General features: G+C 37.1%; 20 protein-coding genes and 1 pseudogene. 5 read left to right on the forward strand and 16 right to left on the reverse strand.

All coding sequences use genetic code 11. From position 1 onward, the window contains the following. Window positions 1–106 precede the first annotated feature (106 nt). The 3 genes from MHB45_RS19815 to MHB45_RS19825 form a co-directional block, all read right to left on the reverse strand. Entirely contained in the window at window positions 107–1,462 is a 1,356-nt protein-coding gene (locus MHB45_RS19815) for a TrkH family potassium uptake protein (protein ID WP_048687640.1), read from the reverse strand. A 407-nt stretch (window positions 1,463–1,869) separates the two neighbouring features. After that, window positions 1,870–2,427 (reverse strand): cysteine hydrolase family protein, encoded by a 558-nt coding sequence (locus tag MHB45_RS19820; RefSeq protein WP_048687641.1) that lies wholly within the window; start codon window positions 2,425–2,427, stop codon window positions 1,870–1,872. A gap of 198 nt (window positions 2,428–2,625) precedes the next feature. Further along, window positions 2,626–2,859: a cyclase gene (locus tag MHB45_RS19825; RefSeq protein ID WP_202186877.1), complete on the reverse strand. Its 234-nt coding sequence runs from the start codon at window positions 2,857–2,859 to the stop codon at window positions 2,626–2,628. Window positions 2,860–3,120: 261 nt separating this feature from the next. Between MHB45_RS19825 and MHB45_RS19830 the strand changes: the two genes are divergently transcribed. After that, window positions 3,121–4,578 carry a S8 family serine peptidase gene (locus MHB45_RS19830; protein WP_340908056.1) on the forward strand — a complete coding sequence of 486 codons (1,458 nt, stop codon included), beginning with the start codon at window positions 3,121–3,123 and terminating at the stop codon, window positions 4,576–4,578. Between the two features lie 721 nt (window positions 4,579–5,299). Here MHB45_RS19830 and catA read toward each other — a convergent pair. Continuing rightward, window positions 5,300–5,947 (reverse strand): type A chloramphenicol O-acetyltransferase, encoded by a 648-nt coding sequence (gene catA, locus MHB45_RS19835; RefSeq protein WP_340908057.1) that lies wholly within the window; start codon window positions 5,945–5,947, stop codon window positions 5,300–5,302. Window positions 5,948–7,081: 1,134 nt separating this feature from the next. Here catA and MHB45_RS19840 point away from each other — a divergent pair. Beyond that, the gene (locus MHB45_RS19840) at window positions 7,082–8,425 is read left to right on the forward strand and encodes an IS1182 family transposase (protein WP_253349897.1); all 1,344 of its coding nucleotides are present in this window, start codon (window positions 7,082–7,084) and stop codon (window positions 8,423–8,425) included. A gap of 285 nt (window positions 8,426–8,710) precedes the next feature. On the opposite strand, the gene MHB45_RS19845 is transcribed toward MHB45_RS19840, so the two are convergent. Together MHB45_RS19845 and MHB45_RS19850 are read right to left on the reverse strand one after the other, a co-directional pair. Further along, entirely contained in the window at window positions 8,711–9,094 is a 384-nt protein-coding gene (locus MHB45_RS19845; RefSeq protein ID WP_048679548.1) for a VOC family protein, read from the reverse strand. A gap of 107 nt (window positions 9,095–9,201) precedes the next feature. Next, window positions 9,202–9,477 carry an ArsR/SmtB family transcription factor gene (locus tag MHB45_RS19850; RefSeq protein ID WP_048679554.1) on the reverse strand — a complete coding sequence of 92 codons (276 nt, stop codon included), beginning with the start codon at window positions 9,475–9,477 and terminating at the stop codon, window positions 9,202–9,204. Between the two features lie 370 nt (window positions 9,478–9,847). Between MHB45_RS19850 and MHB45_RS19855 the strand changes: the two genes are divergently transcribed. Further along, window positions 9,848–11,263, forward strand: coding sequence for a PQQ-dependent sugar dehydrogenase (locus tag MHB45_RS19855; protein WP_048679559.1), 1,416 nt, complete (start codon window positions 9,848–9,850; stop codon window positions 11,261–11,263). A 68-nt stretch (window positions 11,264–11,331) separates the two neighbouring features. On the opposite strand, the gene MHB45_RS19860 is transcribed toward MHB45_RS19855, so the two are convergent. The 7 genes and pseudogenes from MHB45_RS19860 to MHB45_RS19890 all read right to left on the reverse strand — a co-directional run bounded on the left by MHB45_RS19860 (window position 11,332) and on the right by MHB45_RS19890 (window position 16,742). Next, window positions 11,332–11,889, reverse strand: a complete 558-nt coding sequence (locus MHB45_RS19860; RefSeq protein WP_048679562.1) for a hypothetical protein — start codon at window positions 11,887–11,889, stop codon at window positions 11,332–11,334. A gap of 159 nt (window positions 11,890–12,048) precedes the next feature. Continuing rightward, complete coding sequence (locus MHB45_RS19865; RefSeq protein WP_048679564.1) at window positions 12,049–12,432, reverse strand: cupredoxin domain-containing protein; 384 nt, start codon at window positions 12,430–12,432, stop codon at window positions 12,049–12,051. A gap of 148 nt (window positions 12,433–12,580) precedes the next feature. After that, a pseudogene (locus MHB45_RS19870) lies at window positions 12,581–13,206 on the reverse strand (class I SAM-dependent methyltransferase). Between the two features lie 191 nt (window positions 13,207–13,397). Then, entirely contained in the window at window positions 13,398–14,954 is a 1,557-nt protein-coding gene (locus MHB45_RS19875; RefSeq protein WP_072273591.1) for a glycosyltransferase, read from the reverse strand. 432 nt (window positions 14,955–15,386) lie between these two features. Then, the gene (locus tag MHB45_RS19880) at window positions 15,387–15,587 is read right to left on the reverse strand and encodes a hypothetical protein (RefSeq protein ID WP_072273592.1); all 201 of its coding nucleotides are present in this window, start codon (window positions 15,585–15,587) and stop codon (window positions 15,387–15,389) included. 250 nt (window positions 15,588–15,837) lie between these two features. Continuing rightward, window positions 15,838–16,332 carry a DinB family protein gene (locus MHB45_RS19885; RefSeq protein WP_161922184.1) on the reverse strand — a complete coding sequence of 165 codons (495 nt, stop codon included), beginning with the start codon at window positions 16,330–16,332 and terminating at the stop codon, window positions 15,838–15,840. A 167-nt stretch (window positions 16,333–16,499) separates the two neighbouring features. Continuing rightward, the gene (locus MHB45_RS19890) at window positions 16,500–16,742 is read right to left on the reverse strand and encodes a DUF3953 domain-containing protein (protein ID WP_340908162.1); all 243 of its coding nucleotides are present in this window, start codon (window positions 16,740–16,742) and stop codon (window positions 16,500–16,502) included. A gap of 191 nt (window positions 16,743–16,933) precedes the next feature. On the opposite strand from MHB45_RS19890, the gene MHB45_RS19895 reads away from it, so the two are divergent. Further along, window positions 16,934–17,704, forward strand: a complete 771-nt coding sequence (locus tag MHB45_RS19895; RefSeq protein WP_072273594.1) for a sporulation protein — start codon at window positions 16,934–16,936, stop codon at window positions 17,702–17,704. Window positions 17,705–17,959: 255 nt separating this feature from the next. Here MHB45_RS19895 and MHB45_RS19900 read toward each other — a convergent pair whose 3' ends face one another. After that, window positions 17,960–18,274 carry a hypothetical protein gene (locus MHB45_RS19900; protein ID WP_048682692.1) on the reverse strand — a complete coding sequence of 105 codons (315 nt, stop codon included), beginning with the start codon at window positions 18,272–18,274 and terminating at the stop codon, window positions 17,960–17,962. 151 nt (window positions 18,275–18,425) lie between these two features. Next, the gene (locus MHB45_RS19905) at window positions 18,426–18,944 is read right to left on the reverse strand and encodes a histidine phosphatase family protein (RefSeq protein ID WP_048682689.1); all 519 of its coding nucleotides are present in this window, start codon (window positions 18,942–18,944) and stop codon (window positions 18,426–18,428) included. Window positions 18,945–19,395: 451 nt separating this feature from the next. Between MHB45_RS19905 and MHB45_RS19910 the strand changes: the two genes are divergently transcribed. Beyond that, on the forward strand, window positions 19,396–20,631 hold the full coding sequence (locus tag MHB45_RS19910) for an IS110 family transposase (RefSeq protein ID WP_253349373.1): 1,236 nt from the start codon (window positions 19,396–19,398) through the stop codon (window positions 20,629–20,631). Window positions 20,632–20,867: 236 nt separating this feature from the next. On the opposite strand, the gene MHB45_RS19915 is transcribed toward MHB45_RS19910, so the two are convergent. Beyond that, window positions 20,868–21,335, reverse strand: coding sequence for a hypothetical protein (locus tag MHB45_RS19915; RefSeq protein WP_048682914.1), 468 nt, complete (start codon window positions 21,333–21,335; stop codon window positions 20,868–20,870). Window positions 21,336–21,450: the final 115 nt, after the last annotated feature.

The raw sequence follows: 21,450 nt of genomic DNA on the forward strand, positions 1-21,450 counted from the left end.
TTTAGCGAAAAATAAAAGCAATGTACATAATTGGGTACGATGCCCCTCAGCTTGAATTTTTCCTCGATCAAGAAAAAGACAACAACATTTGCAGCAGTACCTTTTTTTATCCTATAATGATGCGCTCTTTAGGATAATGATACGCATGTTTTAATGGTTTGCCCCCCATACTGAATAAGAAGGTAAACATCCCGATTTTCCCTATAAACATTAAAGTCATGATTACGACCTTCCCGGCAGTACTCAATTCCGGTGTAATGCCAAGCGAAAGGCCTACAGTGCCAAAAGCAGAGGAAACTTCGAATAAAATTTCCGTTAGGGAAAAGGCAGATTCAATGCATTCAAGAATGACAACTGCCACACTGCACAGGATCATACCTGTTGTGAAAACGATGAATGACTTGATGATATCTTCCTCATCGATCTCCCTTTTGAATATTTTTATTGTTCTGTTCCCTTTCGCATAGTTGTAAATGGTAAGCAGCATCACAGCAAACGTGGTGGTTCGTATCCCACCCCCAGCACTGCTGGGGGATGCCCCTATGAACATAAAAATACACAGTAACAAAATGGTAGGTACTGAAAATTGATTGACGTCGCTGATCGCCATTCCGCCAGTCCTTGAAGATGTCGAATAAAACAAAGAATGGACAAAGGATTGATGCCAAGTCGTTTCCACATAGAAATGACTGTACTCAAACAGATAAATGAGAATGGCTCCAATTACGATCAGTATGAAAAAAGTTGCGGTTGTAATTTTTGTGAACAAGGAGAACCGGAATGGCATCTTTCCCTTATGCCTGAGCCACTGACTTACCTCCATTAAAACAGGAAACCCAAGGGATCCGATAATAAAGAGTACTATATTCAAGGTCAGGACAAAATAATCGTGTGCAAACGGAATCAGTGATTTTCCTGTGATATCAAAACCGGCATTTGTCGTAGCAGACACAGAAGCGAAGAAACCCTGCAAAAAAGCCTCTTGCCATGTTGGGAAATACTTCAAAAAATATGTACCGAAGACAATAGCCCCTAATAGCTCAATCATGACAAAGAAAAAGAAGATCATTCGTATGAACCGAACAATCCCGGAAAAAGTGGGGCTGTTTTGTTCTGTCGTCATGAGTATTCTTGCCCTGAGTCCTATTTTCCTTCCTGATACAAGCCATAGTATGGTTCCGAAAGCCATGACCCCAATTCCACCAAACTGGAGGATGATGGCAAAAATAAACGTACCGGGAACACTGAGCAGCTGGCTTACATCTGCCGTGGATAATCCCGTTACAGTCACCGCACTAATAGAAATGAATACTCCATCAATAAATGAGAGCTCTGCATTCTGCGTTTGAGTAATAGGAAGCAGCAATAAAATGGTTGAAACCACTACAGCTACCAGGTAATAAAAAACAATGATTTGAGCAGCAGATAGCCGTTTTGTTAAATTCTCTATTTTACTATTCATTTCTCTCCAACTTCTATATGTTTTTTGACAAACATATACCTGATTTGAACGTACCATTGCATAACTTCAACTTATATTAATTTGTCCATTAAATTAAAAAAATAAACTACCCCGTTAAAGAAGACCTCATAGGATCGAATGACTGCGTTATACAAATCTAGTTTGCATAAAAGCTAAACCCCCTTAAGGACCTCAAGGGGGTTAATCGTTCGTCAGTTCCGCAAGAAAAAAAGGCTGCCGAAGCAACCCCACTCATTGAAGAAAGCATATCCTTGCTTAGCTTCTCAAATAAACAACACTGTTTCTTCGTTCTACTTGAAAATTTAAATCATCCTTACTATTAAACATATAACCAACATCTTTATTATTCTCCAAATCAAAAGATATGCCATATCAGTTGAAGATGATTATCGATAATTATTGTGAACGGGTGTAAACAAATCTTCATTAGAATTTCTAACAAGTGAAAAATTGTCTACATTATAGTGACCGTGAAGGATTTCATTGTGATGAAGGATTATTTGATTTGCAGATAAGTTCTTGGAATCAGAAGTGGAATGACCATCACCAACTAATGTTACATCAAAATGATTGATTGTTGCTGTTCTAACGGCTGAATCAATACAATGTTCCGTCTTACATCCCATTATTACAATATGGTCTACATTGTTTTCACTTAAATGTTCGTGTAATGGAGTGCCATAAAACGAATTTGTGGCAGCTTTATCAAATATGATAGCAGTTGATGGCACCTTAATATCCCTGTGTATCTGGAATCCAGGTCCTTCACCATGTGAAACATCTAAATCTCTTATAAAAACAACAGGGATATCTTCCTTTATCGCTTTTTCAATGACAGTATTAATGTTAGTAACGATTTTTTCTTTTTCAAAGACTCCTTGTTCCACCTTATTGCCTTCTATTAATTCCTGTTGAGCATCGATTATCAGTAATGTTTGTTTCAATACTTTCCCCCCTAAAGTTATTGGCAGCTAGATTTTTCCTGTTTTTCATCAGAAGCAATTCTTACTAAGCTCTTTATATTTTCGTCAATGATTTACCAATACCTTCTTGAACGATCCTGCCCCTTTATCTCCAAAAGAAAAAGCTGCCTTAAAGACAGCTCCGATCATCACAAACTCACTTGATAGCTGAAGAGCCTGTTACTTTCCGGAGTTCTCATCAACAGGTTTTCGTTTATGTTTTTCATTAATGATCTTTTTATTAAATATCTTAACTTCTCCAACCATTAGTAACCTCATATCCTCTACAATATACTTGGCTAACTCTTGGTCAGTGATGTCATCTCCATCAATATCAATTCGGAATTCCTGCCCTTGAAGCCCACCGCCATTAGTAAACTTGATTTCAAAGTCAAATTGAACTCTTTTATCCATTTGAACCCTCCTCATAGATTGATTGATACTGGAATTGCATTAATATATAAACCTTTTGGCGACACAGGGTTTTTAAACCTTTCATAGTTCCCACTAGACATATTCTAGACAAAAAAACCTTTCCCTTCTTCAACTGACTGCCCGGATCATTTCATAAATAAAAAGAGCTGCCAATAGATTCATTAGAAAAACTTGGAATTTGAGTTGTTGTATATTAAGATAGTATATGGTTAATATTTTCCATTATATAGGAGGAGACATATGAAAAAGAGAATTCTACATACGGTACTTTCGATTGCTGTAGGAGCAGGGATACTTTCCGTTGGTGTTGTTCCTGCCCAAGCTAAGAGTCAAAATCAAGAGATGAATGACTCATACGCAATAGCTTTTAAAGGTGGATTACCAGCGAATTATCAAGAGGTAATACGGAAAGCCGGTGGTAAAGTAACCAAAGTCCTTCCCGAAGTTGGAGGAATAGAAGCTCAATCTGACGAGCCTTCTTTTCTTAAAAACCTAAAAGCTAATTCTTCAATAGAAGCTGCTAACAGGGAAATTCCCCTAACCTTAGACAAAACAGCGGTCAGCCCTTATAACTATGGATCCAGTATCATCAGCCAGCAAAATTCTGAGAGTTATTGGGACTCCCAATGGGATATACAAAGGGTGACCAACGACGGGAAATCATATGATTTAGAAACAGGCGGATATAAAAATAAAGATGGAAGCATTACTCATAAAGCAGTGGTGGGAGTGATTGATACCGGAATTGATGAGTCTCATCCTGACTTAAAGAATAATAATTTAGGCGGACGTAACCTTGTTCCTGCTGGAATGGATGAATCTGAAACAGGTGATCCCACTGATATTAAAGATCGCAATGGGCATGGCACTCACGTTGCCGGGATCATTGGAGCAAATGGTAAAGTAAAGGGTGTAGGACCTGATTTAGGAATCAGATCCTATCGCGCATTATACTCAGAGCAAGCCCTTGGATTACCAACTTGGATTATAGATGGAATCATTGCAGCAACAAATGACAAGGTAGATGTTATTAATATGTCTCTACGTTTCTATAATAATAACAAAATGACAATTGAAGGAGAAAGTTATAAATCAATCGCTGAAACGTTACTTTGGAAGAGAGCCATTCAATATGCAGTAAAGAATGGAGTAACTGTAGTGGCCGGCAGTGGTAATGAAAGTTTAAATTTAGATGACAAGAAGGAAGTTAACGAATTTTTAAATAAATTGTATGAACCATATGGAATGAGCGTGAAAGGGCCTGCAACCGTGGTACCAGCACAGCTGCCAGGAGTCATTAATGTGTCTGCCACCACAAAATGGTCAACTCAACAGCTTGCTTTCTACTCTAATTATGGAAACAGTGCCATTGACGTTGCAGCTCCCGGAGGGGATTACGGGCCTGAATATGCAGAAACCAATGACCCTGCGGCGGCTGATCCAAGTAACTTAATCCTTAGTACTTGGCCTACCTATTTAGGTACTTCATATGAGTTTAATGCTGGTACTTCCATGGCCACTCCTCAAGTAGCTGGAATTGCAGGGGTTATTAAGGCAGCTCATCCGGAATATACACCGGCCCAAGTAACCGCACGCATTAAGCAAACAACTCTTGACTATGGAAAGAAAGGACAAGATGCTTTATTTGGTTCAGGAGAAGCAAATGCTTATAGAGCATTAGAAAATATAAAGAAGTAGCTTATATTTCTGAAATATTAATAGTACAAGGAAGGGTTCTTGATAAGAACCTGTGTAACCCGAACAGTAATTAGGAAAAATATATCCATAAAAAAAAGACTAAATATAAAAAACGGAAACACATAAAATGCGTGAGGCCATATTCTAATTAACAGAACTCACCAGTTAAAATTCATCCCCAACTTAATTGTTGGGATTTTTTTGTTTTATCGCTTAATTACAATTTCCAGTCCAAGTAAATACATATTTCCCAATTTGTGTTATAGAGTTATCCTTCCCCTTTATTTTCATAAGGAATGACCGCCGGCTAGCCTCAACTTTTTATGATTTTGGCAATCTTGAAAATTCCAGAGCCGCAAAGAATTATGAGACCTAAGTCATTATTATATCCATATAATACCACATCAGGAATATCTACTTATTGAACTAACGCACCCTTTACACAAACCTTTGTTTTTAATTCTATAAAAAAAAGGAACCGCTTTTCACAGTTCCTAAGACTTTAGGCAAAAGGAGTTCTATCCAAATTTTTAAACATAGTTGATTGGAACGGAAGGTGCGAGACTCCTGCGGGAATAGCGAGTCCAAGGGAGACCCCACAGGCGCAAGTGCGCCGAGGAGGCTCCCGGACCGCCCGCGGAAAGCGAGTGCCTAAAGTGGAAATCAACGATCGAGTTTGTCTACATTCTGAGGAACTCTTTTAGAATTTCCCAATGTACAACTAGAGCCAGTCTGCACTTTCATCAGCAAACCTTTGGAAGTCATTCATAAAAACACTTGCATGATAACCATCACAAACTGCATGATGAATTTGCAAAGAAACAGGCAAGAACCATTCATCTTTTATTTGTGAATATTTCCCCCCAGTTATAATGGGTAAGAAAAAATCGCCACCATTATTAATATTTAAATTAAATGCTGTAAAAGAACTCCAAGGGATCATGGATATCGGAATATGATTATCTGGTATAGGGGTCTTTGGAAATAAACTACCCGTACCATTGTATTCTTCTACATCTTTTTTATACTGGGAATGGAATTCAGAAAACCTACTTCCATTTGGTGACCAGATGCTAGAAAATGTGGATGTCTTCTTATCGAAAATTGTATAAGAAGGCAAAACTTCTGACCAATAACCTAAATTCCCTTCTTCGTTAAAACTGGTTCTAAATTCTTGATGGGAATTAACTATTTTTGTAACCATAAAAATAAACGCGGGATATAACTTATAATTCTGCTTTTTTAAGTTTTCCATAAGAACAGTAATATTCATTTCATTCGTTATACTGAATGTTGTTTGTTGTTGTAAATAGTGTTCAAAGTACTCTTTTCGAACCCAATTTTCACGATCAATTATATTGAATTTCATATACAACGCCTCCTAATATGTTTTATTGATTTAGGAGGCTATTTCCTCTGCTTTTTTCATGACAGTCATCCTTTTATAAACGAATTCATACCCCAACATTATTAAATATTCCCAGTCTAAAATCAACCTACAGAGATTACTTTTTTCAACGATCCTGCCCCGTTAGCCATCCATGCTGCGCAAAATCGGTGCTGCACCACAGAGAATCAAAATGGGGTTCGGGGTCAATTATGTTTAATGACTGGCGAAGAAGGTGTTGAACTATGGTACCTTTGAGCCCATCCGTTAGTCTGACTCCGACGACCACGGTGTACCACCGACTGTCGCGCCCTTTATGGGTAGCACTCATGGGAGATTAATCCTTTTTTGGTCGTCGCGCTAGCCTCTACTTAATTGGCTATAATTGGAGGTTTTTGTTTAACGATTTACCAAACTCAATCAGATCACTCATAAGGCCCAGCCCTTTTTTAAAAAGCCTTTTTACTGGGTCTGTTGTGGTTTTTTCTGGCCGCCAATTGCGGCCCTCTATGGCGCTAAAGCACCCTTTAGTTTAAGTACAATAATTAACAGACTTGAACTAATTTCTTCTTATTAAAAGAATTATTTTTTAAATAATAATACGTATTTTCCTTATACTTGCGCATATTAAAAACAATAACATTGAAAGCGAGTTGGATACGTATTGTCTAAACAAGGGATGCAAAACAAGGATCAAACGAGAAAGCAAATCGAGAAACAGGATAAAAGAAATGATGTTGAACTAGGTAATGAATTTCAAATTGGAAACACAAGTTCACAGAGCTCAAAAAAAAGTGGACGTCAAGTAAATAAAAAATAACCCCGATCTTTCGGGGTTATTTCAGACTGTAGACAAACTCGATGAAAATCGAGTTTGTCTATTTTTATGGCTTGTACAATTTGGACGTTGATTTCCACTCCAGGCACTCGCTTTCCGCGGGCGGTCGGGGAGCCTCCTCGGCTTTCGCCTTGCGGGGTCTCCCCTAGACGCGCTTTTCCCGCAGGAGTCTCGTACCTTCCGTTCCAATCAACTTTGTCTTACCTTTTAGATAGAACACTTTTGCCTGGAGTCATGTTTGTTTTAAAATAGAAGTATTAAAACTTGAGGTGATGAGGATGCTTTCTAAACATGATTCTATTCAGCGAGATCAACTTGAAATGATTACTTTAGATCAATTGGTGCCACCGAACCATTTGGTTCGTAAAATGGAGGCTGCCATTGACTTCACTTTCATTTATGACTTGGTGAAAGATATGTATTCAGAGGTAGGACGCCCAAGTATTGATCCAGTTATTTTAGTTAAACTGACTTTCATTCAATATACCTTCGGTATTCGTTCCATGCGTAAAACGATTGAAGAAGTTGAAACCAATATGGCTTACCGTTGGTTCTTAGGCTATGGTTTCCATGATAAAGTACCTCATTTCTCTACGTTCGGGAAAAATTATGAGCGACGCTTCAAAGATACAGATCTGTTTGAACAGATTTTCTATCGCATTTTAATGACAGCTGCTAATAAAAAGTTAATAAGTGCTGAACACGTTTTCGTGGATTCCACACATGTGAAAGCCAGTGCGAATAAACGGAAATTTGAAAAGAAAATCGTTCGTAAAGAAACACGAGCGTATCAAGGACGTCTTCAAGAAGAAATCAATCAAGATCGTGAAAACCATGGAAAAAAGCCTTTTCCACCAGATAAATTTGATAAAGAAGAGACCAAAGAGATTAAAGAAAGTACAACGGATTCTGAGAGTGGCTACTATGTGAAAGATGAACGAACAAAACAGTTTGCCTATTCATTCCACGCGGCCGCAGACCGCAACGGTTTTGTATTGGGAACGATTGTAACACCTGGAAATACACATGACAGTCAGATCTTAGAGCCACTAGTTGAACAAGTGATTGAGAAAGTTGGAAAACCGGAAGCCGTTGCCGCAGATGCAGCTTATAAAACACCAGCGATTACAAGCTACCTATTTAACAAAGAAATCATACCGGCTTTACCTTATACACGTCCTCGCACCAAAGAAGGATTTTTCCGCAAACAGGACTATGTATACGATGAACATTTTGATTGTTACCTTTGCCCTTCGGGCGAAACTTTAAAGTACTCAACAACAAATAAAGAGGGCTATCGCGAGTACAAATCGCCAAAACAAATTTGTACAACATGCTCATTTTTATCTCGGTGTACAGAAAGCAAAGACTGTCAAAAAGTGGTGACACGGCATATCTGGCAAACACATGTGGAAGAAGCAGATCATCTGCGTCATCATCAAGATGTAAAACGTAAAGAAACGATTGAGCGTGTATTCGCAGATGCAAAAGAAAAGCATGGTATGCGTTGGACTACTTTAAGGGGACTTAAAAAATTGTCGATGCAGGCGATGCTTACTTTCGCTGCCATTAATTTAAAGAAGATGGCCAATTGGACATGGCAAGGTCCAAAAATGGCCTAACATAGTGGGCTCGTAGAGCCCCAATCTCTAAACTTTAGGCGAAAATTCAAGGGAATTTCAAAAGGGGTTCAGAATTTTTTAATTCCGAACCCCTTTTGTCTACAAACTGAAATAACCCCGATCTTTCGGGGTTATTTTTTCGATTTATGAACTTTTTAAAATGTTACATTTCTATTGGAGAATGACAACATTGGCATTTATTTTTACACCCCAAAAATATAAAACCCTGTCTTAAAATTAGGACAGGGTTATAAGATGGCAAATTTACCTCTATTTCACATAAAGTTACTGCTGCACTATCTGAATAAGGTTGCCGCATGTATCATCGAAGACAGCTATTGTGCTTTCGCCCATTTTTGTCGGCTCCATCGTAAACTTCACGCCGTTTTCCAATAGCCGTTTGTACTCTTGATGAATATCTGCAACGCCAAACATTGTTGCTGGGATGCCTTCGGCTACTATCTTCTTTTGATATTCCTTTGCGGCAGGATGCTCATTCGGTTCGAGTAAAAGCTCGGTACCGTCAAGAGCATCGGGAGAAACAAGCGTAATCCACCTGAATTTCCCCATGGGAACGTCATGCTTTTTTACAAATCCCAGCTTTTCTGAATAAAATTCCAGTGCCTTGTCTTGGTCTTGTACGAATAAACTGGTAACAATGATTTTCATAATCTTTTGCCTCCTTTAATATTTACCACGTTGGTGCTCTGCAAACAATTTGGCTCCAAGCCGAAAAACCCACACATTCTTCAGAAGCCTGTTCCGATTTTATAAAATTACTCTATCCATCCTTTCAGCAAGTTTTTAAGTGGTTCGTTGTTGAACATTAGTACTCGATATTTTCCCTTTCGTTTTGATTTTACGAGTCCTGCATCTTCCAATGCAGCTAGATGTTTAGCGATTGCCTGTCGCGAAATGGCAAGGTCGTGCTTCGTAATGAGACGTACCGTAAGTTCATACAACGTCAGCTCGTTGCGTTCAGATAGTTCGTCCAATATCAGCCGTCGAGTCGAATCGCCGAGTGCTTTGAATATAGCGTCTTTATCCCACATACATCAATTATAAGCAACTCTACAGTTGCATGTCAATAAGTATAAGCAACTTTATGGTTGCTTGTCAATCGCACCTATTCCTGATCGGGAAAGCCAAAAATACATATGTTGTTCTATTATTTCCATCATCAGGCTCCATCATGAATAGCCCCAACACTCATTCATCTCCAATAATTGCAGACAATTTTAGTATCGGTTTTAGTTTTTCATCTTAAACAGCCCCGTTAAGTAACGCACCCCTTTAGATTACTTACGCTCGTGCGAAATTAGTGCATTGCCTCATCAGATTCCCCCTGCCTTATTTGGTACTAATGGACAGTTCTAATCATATTCTTATTAAAGAAAACAATAAGAAGGGGGGCAAAATCAGTTGATAAAAGTGAAGGTTGGTTTACGGCCCATTGTAAGTAAGATAAATTTACCTACTGTTTTGAAAACGACTATACTTCCGGGTGACTCCATTGAAAGATTATTTATTGCAACCCAGGTAGGAGAGATCTTTTACATAGGAAACGGAGATATAAGGACTTTTTTAGATATTCGCCCGCGAATCCTAAAACTAGGTGCTTCTGGCGGCGGATATGATGAACGGGGATTGCTGGGGCTAGCGTTTCATCCCGAATTTTATTATAACGGCCTGTTTTACCTTCATTATTCAGTGGCAGGAACACAAGGTCCAGGTGCTCTTTCTGAATCTTTTAAGCCTGACCCGTGTGATCCCAAAACGTTAAACCTAAGGTGGAGGGATAGAGAAACTAAATATGATCATATTGATACAATTGAAGAATGGATTTTACAATCGAATGGTCAACCTCAAAAACGACGGACATTACTTAACTTAAGACGGCCATTTAAAAATCATAATGGGTTCAATAGTTTAAACTTTTCACCTGAAACAGGAAAACTTGTTTTAACAACCGGAGATGGCGGATCAGGCTATGATCCATTTAACTTAAGCCAGGATGATCTCGAAATCGCCGGTAAAATAATCGAAATGGATGTAGGCAAGAATCTATACATCAATAATCCACCCATTGTCACACGTTTTAACGAACTTCCCACACCCATTCAGGAAACGCTCATGGTAATGGCCAAAGGGGTGCGCAATATACCAGGCATTTCATTTCAAAGATTTTATAATCAGTATATTAAGTATGCGGGAAATGTCGGACAGCGTTTGGTCGAGTCGATTTATTCATTCGTTCAGTATAAACCAATACCGGTTACTCAGCTTATTCAAGCTTATTCCATGAATTCCGAACCTGACAAAGAAGGATTTATTAACTTTGGCTGGCGAGGTTGGGAAGGTGCTTTTCCTGCTTCGATTATAAGAAAGTGCACGGAAAATCCGGATTTGAATGAGAAAACAACTGCATATTACAATGAAGCAGCTGCGCTTTCAGGTATCCGTCTTCAGCCTTTGACTAGTTATTTTCATGAAGATACCAGACCCGATAAGTTTAGTGGAACTGCAATTACAGGAGTGCAAGCCTATATGGGGGAAAGAATCCCTGCTTTGACAGGAAGCGTTGTGTTTACCGATCTTGCCCGGAAAGAAACTCAACCTAAGGTAAGAGGGGCTTTAGCTTATACCACCATAAGACCAAATGGTCAACAAAATGATTTTAGTGTAATACAAACCGATTATGATTTTGGGTCTCAATCAGCTTATTATGTTAATTTGGGAACGAACCTGGATCAAACCAGACTATATTTAGGGGTTTATGGCTCTATGAAAGTGACTGATTTTAACCAAGGTACGATTTTTGAAATCGTTGAACCCTAACTTTCAAATTCTACTTAATCATGTTCATTGGATGTAATGAATCAAAATTAAAACCGAGTGATGGGGACTCACTGAACTTTAATCATTTTTAATCGTTTAAAAATGATTAAAGCCATTTCAACCCAAAACCAGCTATAAATCAAAGCTAATAAAAAGCCAGTTATAAGAACTGAAAAGGAAACAGACACGGCTGGACCTAAAACCGGAAAGTGAAAAATAAATAGTAGACTCATAATGCCTGACATTAAAAGAATGGCACCAACAGCAATAACACTTAATCTCTTCCTAAAAAAGGAAAAAGAGGTCCCTATGCCAAGACCCAATAATCCAGTGGTAAAAGGAAATACAATGAGTTCAGTTGGCTGTAGGATGAATAACAACATAATTGTCAAAAGGTAGGTCATCACTCCAAATGGAATGGAAAACATGGAACCTAACAGAATAGGTGCAGTGGCTAGCGGACTTATAAAATATCCGATACCTGGTAAAAAGCCTGGAGCAGCCTGTAGAATGGCAGCGACACAAGCAAAAATGGACACTAAAATGAGCTTCATCGTTTTTTTATGTTTATTGAATATGATTTGAGATAAACGGACCTCATCAGAAATTGGTTTAAAAAAATACACCTTTCCACCTCATTCTAAATGGTTTATACGTTACCATACATTATATTTGCCATTCATTAGAGGTGGAACCATTATTAATGATCCAACACCCATATCCTGAAATGAAAAATGATTTTCCTTTGCCTAATAAAAAAACAAGGCCATATTTGGCCCTGCCTTTTATTCGACGATCACTTTCCCAACCATTCCTTCCTGGAAATGGTACCGGCATATCAGTTCATATGTACCCGGCTGTTTCGGTTGCACGGTAATGGTTTTTTCTTTACCTGCCTGGACCTCTGCGTCAATTCCGAGCTTTTCCACTGTAAAGGTGTGCTCTTTCTTACCTTTGTTTTTCAAAATCAACGTTGTGGCTGTTCCATTCGGAATAGTGATGACTTCCGGATTAAAGAAATCATCGTTCAACTCGACCTCAATCGATTTCACCGCAGGCTGAGTTACAACACGGGATTCGGCAGATACGCCGAATGATCCTAGAGTTGTCACAACGACAACCGTTGCAAGCACAACGATCAATCCTGTTACCCACTTTTTCACAGACATTCGCATTCCCTCCTTCCCTTACCCTATTTTTTTCTAATTCATAAAATATTATTACTATTAATTTGGTTACAGTGCGCTTTCAAATAGGTGAAAAGAAAAAGATCGCCACTATTGACGATCTTCTGGAGCCCAATCTTATGATTTTGTATCATAGTCCTTTTTGACATTTTACCATTATAAATTTAAATGGAGGTTTATTTTCCGCATTCTTATGCGGCTCAACAACTTCAGAAAACTCTACCAGTCCATAATTTCCAAATTCTTGTTTAATCGAGTCGGAATCATAAAAAAACATTTTCATCCCTTCCATTATCTCGAAATAGTCTTTACCCAGTTGTTAGCCCTTACCGAACATTGGGGCCTCTTTTGAAATAGTAGTAAAAATCATATATCCGTTTGGCTTTAACTGATTATAGCAAGCTTTAATAAACTTCTCTCTCTCACGATTATTCAATAAGTGAATAAGGGCATAACAAAATATCCCATCATAAAGTTTATTATCAAGGCATATCGGTTACTGAACCATGAAAAACATTAAGATTAAGCCCATTTTGCCTCGCCAATTCTATCGCTGTTTCTGAAATTTCGATGCCTGTTTCATGTATTCCGTTGTCAGTAAAAACCTTGGCATTTCTGCCATATCCAATACCTGGAATCAATAAATCCTTAACTTTCTTTTCAATGAAAAAGTCCTTTGTCAAGATTGCGGAGTCTGAAGGTTCAAATCCCCGCATCATATGATTTTCTAAAACTTGATTCCCAGATTTCCGTCATACCTCAATCTCTTTTAAGAATATTGGATTTCATTCTTTAAAATCTGCTGTTTTACATAAGCATAGGTTACATTCCATTAAACGATAAGATGTTTCCTTTATTGCTTCTATATCCTGTTAAATAGTTTAAGCCAATTGAAACTACTCATCATCATTCGCTGTGATGCGCATTTATGTATTGAATATGTTCTATTACTTTTTCGCTAATGGTATGTCTTCATTTTTCATTTGACGATTTTCAATTGCTACCCTAACAACATGTTCCCAAGAATTTGCATAAATTTCTTGGTTGAATTTTCTTTCTACCTTTTTTAAAGCAGCCTTACCCATTTTTATGGCTGTATTCGGATGATTGAACATTGAAATCATCGCTTCTGCTAGCATATCTATATTATTTTTTTGAACTAAAACTCCATTTTCCCCATTGTCAATTAATTCATTAGGGCCATATCTAATATCATAACTCACTACAGCTGTAGCATTAGACATGCTCTCTAATACAGAAAGAGAAAACCCTTCCGTTTTTGAAGCCAAGATACTGAAAAGAGCACTTTGATAAATGTTAGATGGTTCCTGGGTGTATCCATTCAATTTTATGTGATCTGTAAGATTGACATCATGAATAATCTTTTGTAACTTCTCTTTTTCCGGACCGTCTCCCCAAAACTCTAACTTCGCATCCGGCACTTTCTTTACAACGATTTCAAATGCCTTAATAATATGATCTATATTTTTAATGGCTGAGTACCTACTAATAACTACCGCTAGCCTTTCGTCTTTAACTAAACCAGGGCGGCCAAACCAGCCAGTTTTTAAATTTGTCCTCGACGCATGAGGAATAACATGCAAATTCGTCCTTTTCCCAAATCTATTTTCAATATCCGTCTTTTGCTGTTCTGTAAGAACTAAAGCAGCATCAATATTATCTAAATGATTGATTCCTGTTTGGACAGTTGAAGCGATGTCAGAATCAGCTTCCCATGGTGCCGTAAGGTGACTGCTGTGTAACCGCCAGATTTTCGCAGCCTTCTTATTCTTTACATTTATCATTAATAAGTCAGTTTTCCGAGCATCTGCAACTAATACTGGGTTAGCTACGTCTTTTATTACTCGTTCGATCCAATCCAATTTTAGTTGATCATCATTGCTATAAATAGCTTTAATATCTCCATTTTTCTCAAACCAATTTACTCGAATGGCCTTGCCGTTTTCGGGATTTACCCACTTTGATAAGTAAGCTTGAGAGCTGCTATTGTAAAAATTCATTTGTCTTGGTTTATTTGAAGCAAAATCCATAAAAGAAACTTTTCTTATCAAGCCAAACTCATCATACACTTCTTTTTTGATTCGATATCTTTGTTCATTAAAATAATCAATGAAATCTAAAGAACCATCTTCATGGAATTTTTTATATTTAGTGTAAAGTCCATTTTCGTAAACCCTAAAAGCATTATGTCCAACATGAGGATCTAAATATCCGGCCTCGGGTGTAGCTTGTGTAACCGTTAAATCTTCTTCACTTCCACAAAGCTCTTCATAGAGATTTATAACTTTAACTTTTTCGTTTAGTTGTCCAAGCTCTATTAATTTTTCTCGTATTCTCTCGTACCTCGTATCAAAATTAAATGTGAGTATATGAGTATCATAGCCCATATCTGCAAATGTATTGGCCTGAGCTAACGAGGCCTTCGTTAATCCTCCCCGTTGAACATCCAAAGAACTTAATAAAAAAAACATTGTTGCATTCATTATCTTTCTCCCGTCAATTATAAATAATTTCATCCACACTTACATTATATAGCAACTTTCCCATCCTTTCCTACTAAATAGCATTCTTTATACTCAAACAAATGAGAAATCAGGACTATAACAATGATAAGGAGATATAAAACAAAAGTTCGATATAACAAAAATAAGCCCTCTCCATGTGGAGAAGGCTCGTGTCATCACTTTTTATTATGCCTGGTTTACAAGACTAAAAATAATTTCATTTATTTTCTCCATTAATTTAATCCTCTCGATTAATTTTGGTAAGTCTTAATAATATCTAAGTTCGCTCTTCTTATGGAACTAACCTGTCCCGATAGTTCCCATAAGAAATGGAGCTGTTTCCAGCCCCATAGAGAAGTAGTGCACCCTTTTGTTTCATTATGAGCTTGTTAGTTATCAGATAATAACCAGTTATTGCCTTTTTAAACTATTTATTAAGAAATGAATAATGCCAACAATCAGAAAAATATAACCAAATCCAATTAACAATTCAGGATTATTCATTTGAGTAGTAAGCTCTTCTAGCAGATCTTGAGCAAAACTTGAATAACCAATTGCTAAAAATAATCCTCCTCCTACTAGATAAAGAATGGCTACACCATATTTTTTCAATCTAAAGTCACCTCAAAATATTATTCTCCCTGAAGCTAATTGTTTCCTTCCCTATCCTGCCCCTTTAGTTGCATAAAGGAAGAGCTGCCTTAAAGACAGTTCTGATTTTCAGCTAACGCACCCTTTCTTTAAGTACAATTCTTCACAAACTGATTTTGCTTAACAAAACTGACCTCCAGCAGAACATCGAAAAGGCGATTTCTAATTGAAGGATTACCCCCAATATATAAAGAAACCGACTAAATAATATCTATTTGAAATATTTATTGGAATGGGAGGAAAGACCCCGACCTATAAGGTTTGCAGAAACAGGCTTTTTCCCTAATTCCCTTGCCCAAATTGATAATTGCCCTATATGGTGAATTTCGTGAGCAATAGTATGTCGCATTATTTCACCCCAAGTATCCGTCACAATTCTTCCATCTTGCAAGGTATCATAAAATAATTGATTTTCCATACTAGCATCCCAGTTGTTCACAAAGTTTTCCACTTCTAAATGAAATTCAGCGTCCAATTTTCGAACTTTGTTCAAGCTTTTATAACTATCGAAACTCTCCTGAAAGTCAGTTTTACCTTGTAAGAGACGTATCCAGCTCCATTCGACATCAACAATATGGAAAAGTGTATGCAATATACTTCCCATTCCACCCGTTCGGTTCCGCAGAAGTTCTTCTTCACTTAACTCTTCACACCAACGATACCAGTCTTCTCTTACCATCCAGTTATATCTAAAAAAAGTTTGCAAAAATGCCCCTCCCTATTTAGAAAATAATGTAACTGTTTAAATACCATTAGAGCAATGCCAAAATCGTTAAATATTACTATTTATACAAACATAGGTTGAATTCCTTTTTCAACAATCCTGTCCTGATAGTTCCATAAGAAAAAGCTGCCTTAAGGCAGCTCCGATTTTCAGCTAACGCCCCTGTTAGTTCTAGAAGAAATACGGTATGTAAAAAAAAGAAGAGAAATAAAGATAACAATATTCATATACCCCCAAAATCCTTTTCTGTCTTTTTGAATTTCGACAAATCCTGTCACCAACATAAATGCCCCAAGGGAAAACATATAATAGGGCATTAACTCCAAGGTTTGAGCTATTAGACTATAACCTGATAGGACAATAACCACTATCGCTAAAATAATTCTAACCATTTTCAAAAATTATATTTACCCCTAAAAAAATACTTTCTTTACAAGTCTCTCCGCATTGCACCACTTAGATATGCATAAATTTTTGTGGTTTCACTTTTTCATGGCCCATTAAACTTTGACCCCCTTCTAGAGGCGCTCATGGACCTATTATGCTATGCTATTTATAGACTTACAAAGGGGGAATTATGTACATGTCATTTTTTGATAAAATGAAAGCAAGCATCGGAATCGGTGCGGCGAAAGTGGATACAAAATTAGAAAAAGATTCATACAAACAAGGAGAAACGGTAAAAGGGAACGTGTTTGTCCTTGGCGGAAACACCAAACAGGAAATCAATGGGCTGTACATCCATGTGATGACACAGGTTTTGAGGGAACAGGATGACCGTAAGTATTTAGATGATGTTACCCTTTACAAAATAAAGGTTTCGGATGCATTCGTCATTGAAAAAGGCGAAGAAAAGGTGATTCCGTTTTCCTTGCAGCTTCCGTACGAAACGCCAATCACGGTAGGGGACGTGTCTGTGTGGATGAAGACGGAAATGGATGTGACGTTCGCATTGGACCCTAAAGATAAAGATTATATAAACGTATTGGAAAATGAAACAGTCAGTAGCTTCCTAAAAGCAATCGAATCATTAGGGTTTTACTTGAACAAAGTGAAAAATGTACCCTTCAAACGCAGCAAAACGGGTGTCTTTCAGGAATTCGAATACAAGCCAAAGGGCGGTCCATTCCAAAGAAGCCTTGATGAGGTTGAAATCGGATTCGTCGCGGACGCTCAATCCGTAGATTTATTCATCGAAGTGGATAGAAAAGCAAGAGGACTTTCTGGTTTTTTGGAAAGTGCAGCAGGAATGGATGAATCCAAGATCCGAGTGCAATACAAACATTTCCAAAAGGAAAGTGTAGAAACAGCCAAGCAAGAACTAACGGATATACTATCCCGTTATTCTCGATAAATTGGATTTGCTTATCTGCCTTATATAACCCCCATACATCAGTTAAGATCATACCTGTTTCACTCCAATCTATACCCTATTAATAGACAGTATAGACAAAAGAAGAACTATTATACTAGATTAGTAGATTTTTCATTAAACAATAACACCTGTTAGTTAAAGAAGAAAAACTGCCTTAAGACAGATCCGATCTTCAGCTTACGCACCCGTTAAAGGAGTTGCCCTAACAACCCCTTTAAGAACAAAATTTATTTATTAATCACTAATAATCCTGTTTTTATTTTTAAAGTAAATAAAAAAATTAAAGATGCTTAACCCTAAAATTATAAGAAACAAATATGAGGAAATAACATCTCCTCCTAAATTTAATTCATCAGCTATGTATCCTATAATAATAAGATTAATACCAGAAACAATTATTGAAATTATTGAAGTAATACTAACTGTGAATCCATTAACGAGGTTGCTCCGTTTCTTTTGAACCAATAAAATAATGGTAATAACAATTAAACTAATTATAAAAGTAATAAAAACTAATCTTAGGAAATCGTATATTTCCAACCCTTCCATAGTCATCCCCCTTACTATCCTTTTCCTATTAATTTACCACAAAAAACCATTATCCTTATGCAACTAAACTGCCCGGTAGTTCTATAAGAAAAGGAGCTACTGATCAGCTCCTGATATTAAAAAAGTTAAAATTATTCAGCACGAAAGTAAGTTAATTCAAATGCGTAGTACTATTTGAAAATCTTATAAGTTTGTATGGATGATCGGTATACTCAAGAAGATGTATACCTGTATTATTAGAATTGAACCACACATCATTAATTTCGGGTGGTAATTGAAGAAAGCTTTCAATTATTTTAGTAATCATCCCCCCATGGGATATTATAGCAATTCTTTTATAATTTGCACTGTTCTCTCTAATATAAGAAAGGACATTTTGAGCTCGTAATCTAAAATTAAATTCACTCTCCATATCTTGCATCTCTCGTAAATCATCTAAGAATGTTACTGGGCATTGGATAGTATTTGCTAAAGTTTCAGCAGTTTCACTAGCACGAAGCAAAGTACTTGACCATATGAATTCTGGTGGAAACTCTTCTGATACACGCCGACACATTTTTTCTACTTGTTCAACTCCCTTAATAGTTAATGGTAAATCTGTAGTTCCTTCATAATTTTCTTCTAGAAAATCGTCTTCTGACTCACCATGTCGAATTAATAGTATCTGCAAGATAACACCTCAACTTTGTTTTATTTATCCATATTAATAATTCAATTCAACTTTAATAAAACCTTTAAAAGAATAAAAACTGAGGTATCATAACTCTAAACCCTATTAAGGTTTATTAAGAACCTTGTTCAACTAACCTGCCCCGTTAGTTCCATAAAAAAAGCTGCCTTAAAGACAGCTCCGATCTTCAGCTAACGCACCCGTTCGTATTATAAGGTCATCCAGAAAATATTTCTGGTTGACCATTTTTTATATCGATATATGATAACCGTAGCCGGGGTAGAACGTCCGCACCTGTGGGACTAGATCCCGTCAACTAAACAGTTCGCCCCCTACTTGTAGAAACATGATTGAGGCTGGTTGGGACTATGATCTCGTATAACAAGCGAAGCTATGATACTACAAGAAGGAATTGGGGTACCGGTGACTTTATATTAGGAGGAGATAATTTATGAATCCAGTTGTTGGTCTGGATGTGGCAAAAGGGGAAAGTCAGGTTCAAGCTTTCTTGGATAAAAAGCAGCCTTACAAAAAAAGCTTTAAAGTAGCACATACTCTTGAAGGGTTAGCTAGTCTTCTAGACTTTATTAGAGAAGTAGAAAATGTATCCGGGGGACGGCCTCCCATTGTATTAGAATCCACTGGACATTATCATACACCAGTTGTCCAGTTTTTCGAGGATATAGGGTACTTATTGATTATCGTAAATCCACTCATATCGTATCGAGCTAAGAGTTCTAGTTTACGCAAGGTAAAGACAGATGTTATTGACGCTCGTCATCTCTGTGAGCTGTATTATAAAGAGGACTTAGAGCCTTATAAACAGCGAGGAATCCAGCTCTTAAACCTACGTAACCTTACAAGACAGCACGAAAATATTACAGGCCTGTTGGTACAAACTAAATTACAATTTCAAGCAGTTCTGGATCAAGTGTTTCCTGAATACCGTGGGGTTTTTGGGGACTTACATTCATATGTTTCTTTATTAACTTTACAAGCATTTCCTACATCCGAAGAAATCTTGGGTACTGGTGAAGAGACAGTCGCCAAAAAAATAAAGGAATTATGTAAAAGTCGTTCGCAAAAATGGGCAGACAGTCAGGCAGAAAAATTGATGGCCGCCGCAGCTCAAAATCCATTTCAGAAAAACTTATATCATAGTCTGACCTTAAGCCTGGATATGTATATTAATATGCTTCTTGAATACAAAAAGCATCTATCCAAGCTTGAAGATGAGATAGATGCTTTAGCAAAAGGTATTGAAGAGTGTAAGATTATCCAATCGATCCCTGGTATCGGTGAAAAAATTGCTGCCACGATAATTTCTGAAATTGGGGAAATTGATCGGTTTAATCACCCTAAGAAACTGGTTGCATTTGCCGGAATCGATCCAAGTGTTTTTGAATCTGGTACATTCAAAGGTACTTTAAATCGGATTACCAAAAGAGGTTCTAGTAGGCTACGACACGCCTTGTATATCGCTGTAAAATGTGCCATTCGTGATTGTCGCAAAAAGAAAACGACAGATGAAATCATTCCTCGTAACAAGAGATTACGAGAGTTTTATGATAAGAAACGTGAGGAAGGAAAGCCCTTTAAAGTAGCTGTGATAGCATGTGCCAATAAATTCTTACATTGGATTTATGCACTTTTAAAAAGCAAATCAACTTTCCAAGATCTAGCCTAGTTTTAAAGTATAACTAAACAGTCCAAGACTTTCCAAACAGAGAACCTTGGAAGGTTATTTGGCATACGCAATTTTAGTATAACATGAAACATTTTAAGTGTTTATTGAAAAATGTTGACAAACTATTGGCTGGTTTAGTTTTAGTACATTTCTTCACAAATATAAGAACAAGAGCTGCCAATGCAACTCCCTTATTTGAGTAAAGCACCTGTTAGTTGAAGAAATCATATCCTTGCTTAGCTTCTCAAATAAACAACACTGTTTCTTCGTTCTACTTGAAAATTTAAATCATCCTTACTATTAAGCATATAAACTGCATCTTTATAATTCTCAGATTCAAAAGATATACCGTATCCATTATTCTCAGGATAACCATATAAATAGCAGACCACTTTTCCATCGTTCAAGAATACAATTTGATTCATTCCTTCATTTACAGTTGCGTTAATAGTATCCCATTTATAACCTACCGTTTCATATATATGTTCTGACGGGGTATATGGTTCAAAGGAATATACTACATCCCAGTCAAACGGTGTTACTTCTAATAAATTTATTGTTTCAACGGAATGTCCAATTGATAACACTTCTTCTTTTAACAACTCTTCGTTTACATCCCATAAATCTTTCTTTAATAGATTTATAAAGATAGCTATACAAATAATACCCAAAGCTATAATTAATACTGTCTTTTTAGATTTCATAACTATACTCCACCTTGAACAACAACCTTCCTAAAAAATATTCTATTTCATTATAACAATTATTTATAAAAATGGAATGTATTCACAATTAACTAACCTGCCCCGATGGTTCCAT

The sequence above is a fragment of the Peribacillus sp. FSL K6-5616 genome, from assembly GCF_038008245.1.
Lineage (GTDB): Bacteria > Bacillota > Bacilli > Bacillales > DSM-1321 > Peribacillus > Peribacillus frigoritolerans.

Coding starts and splice junctions, on each gene's coding strand:
- MHB45_RS19815 (WP_048687640.1), bottom strand. CDS start 1,462: ATGAATAGTAAAATAGAGAATTTAACAAAACGGCTATCTGCTGCTCAA.
- MHB45_RS19825 (WP_202186877.1), bottom strand. CDS start 2,859: ATGGATAAAAGAGTTCAATTTGACTTTGAAATCAAGTTTACTAATGGC.
- MHB45_RS19830 (WP_340908056.1), top strand. CDS start 3,121: ATGAAAAAGAGAATTCTACATACGGTACTTTCGATTGCTGTAGGAGCA.
- catA (WP_340908057.1), bottom strand. CDS start 5,947: ATGAAATTCAATATAATTGATCGTGAAAATTGGGTTCGAAAAGAGTAC.
- MHB45_RS19840 (WP_253349897.1), top strand. CDS start 7,082: ATGCTTTCTAAACATGATTCTATTCAGCGAGATCAACTTGAAATGATT.
- MHB45_RS19845 (WP_048679548.1), bottom strand. CDS start 9,094: ATGAAAATCATTGTTACCAGTTTATTCGTACAAGACCAAGACAAGGCA.
- MHB45_RS19850 (WP_048679554.1), bottom strand. CDS start 9,477: ATGTGGGATAAAGACGCTATATTCAAAGCACTCGGCGATTCGACTCGA.
- MHB45_RS19865 (WP_048679564.1), bottom strand. CDS start 12,432: ATGTCTGTGAAAAAGTGGGTAACAGGATTGATCGTTGTGCTTGCAACG.
- MHB45_RS19875 (WP_072273591.1), bottom strand. CDS start 14,954: ATGAATGCAACAATGTTTTTTTTATTAAGTTCTTTGGATGTTCAACGG.
- MHB45_RS19890 (WP_340908162.1), bottom strand. CDS start 16,742: ATGGTTAGAATTATTTTAGCGATAGTGGTTATTGTCCTATCAGGTTAT.
- MHB45_RS19895 (WP_072273594.1), top strand. CDS start 16,934: ATGTCATTTTTTGATAAAATGAAAGCAAGCATCGGAATCGGTGCGGCG.
- MHB45_RS19900 (WP_048682692.1), bottom strand. CDS start 18,274: ATGGAAGGGTTGGAAATATACGATTTCCTAAGATTAGTTTTTATTACT.
- MHB45_RS19910 (WP_253349373.1), top strand. CDS start 19,396: ATGAATCCAGTTGTTGGTCTGGATGTGGCAAAAGGGGAAAGTCAGGTT.
- MHB45_RS19915 (WP_048682914.1), bottom strand. CDS start 21,335: ATGAAATCTAAAAAGACAGTATTAATTATAGCTTTGGGTATTATTTGT.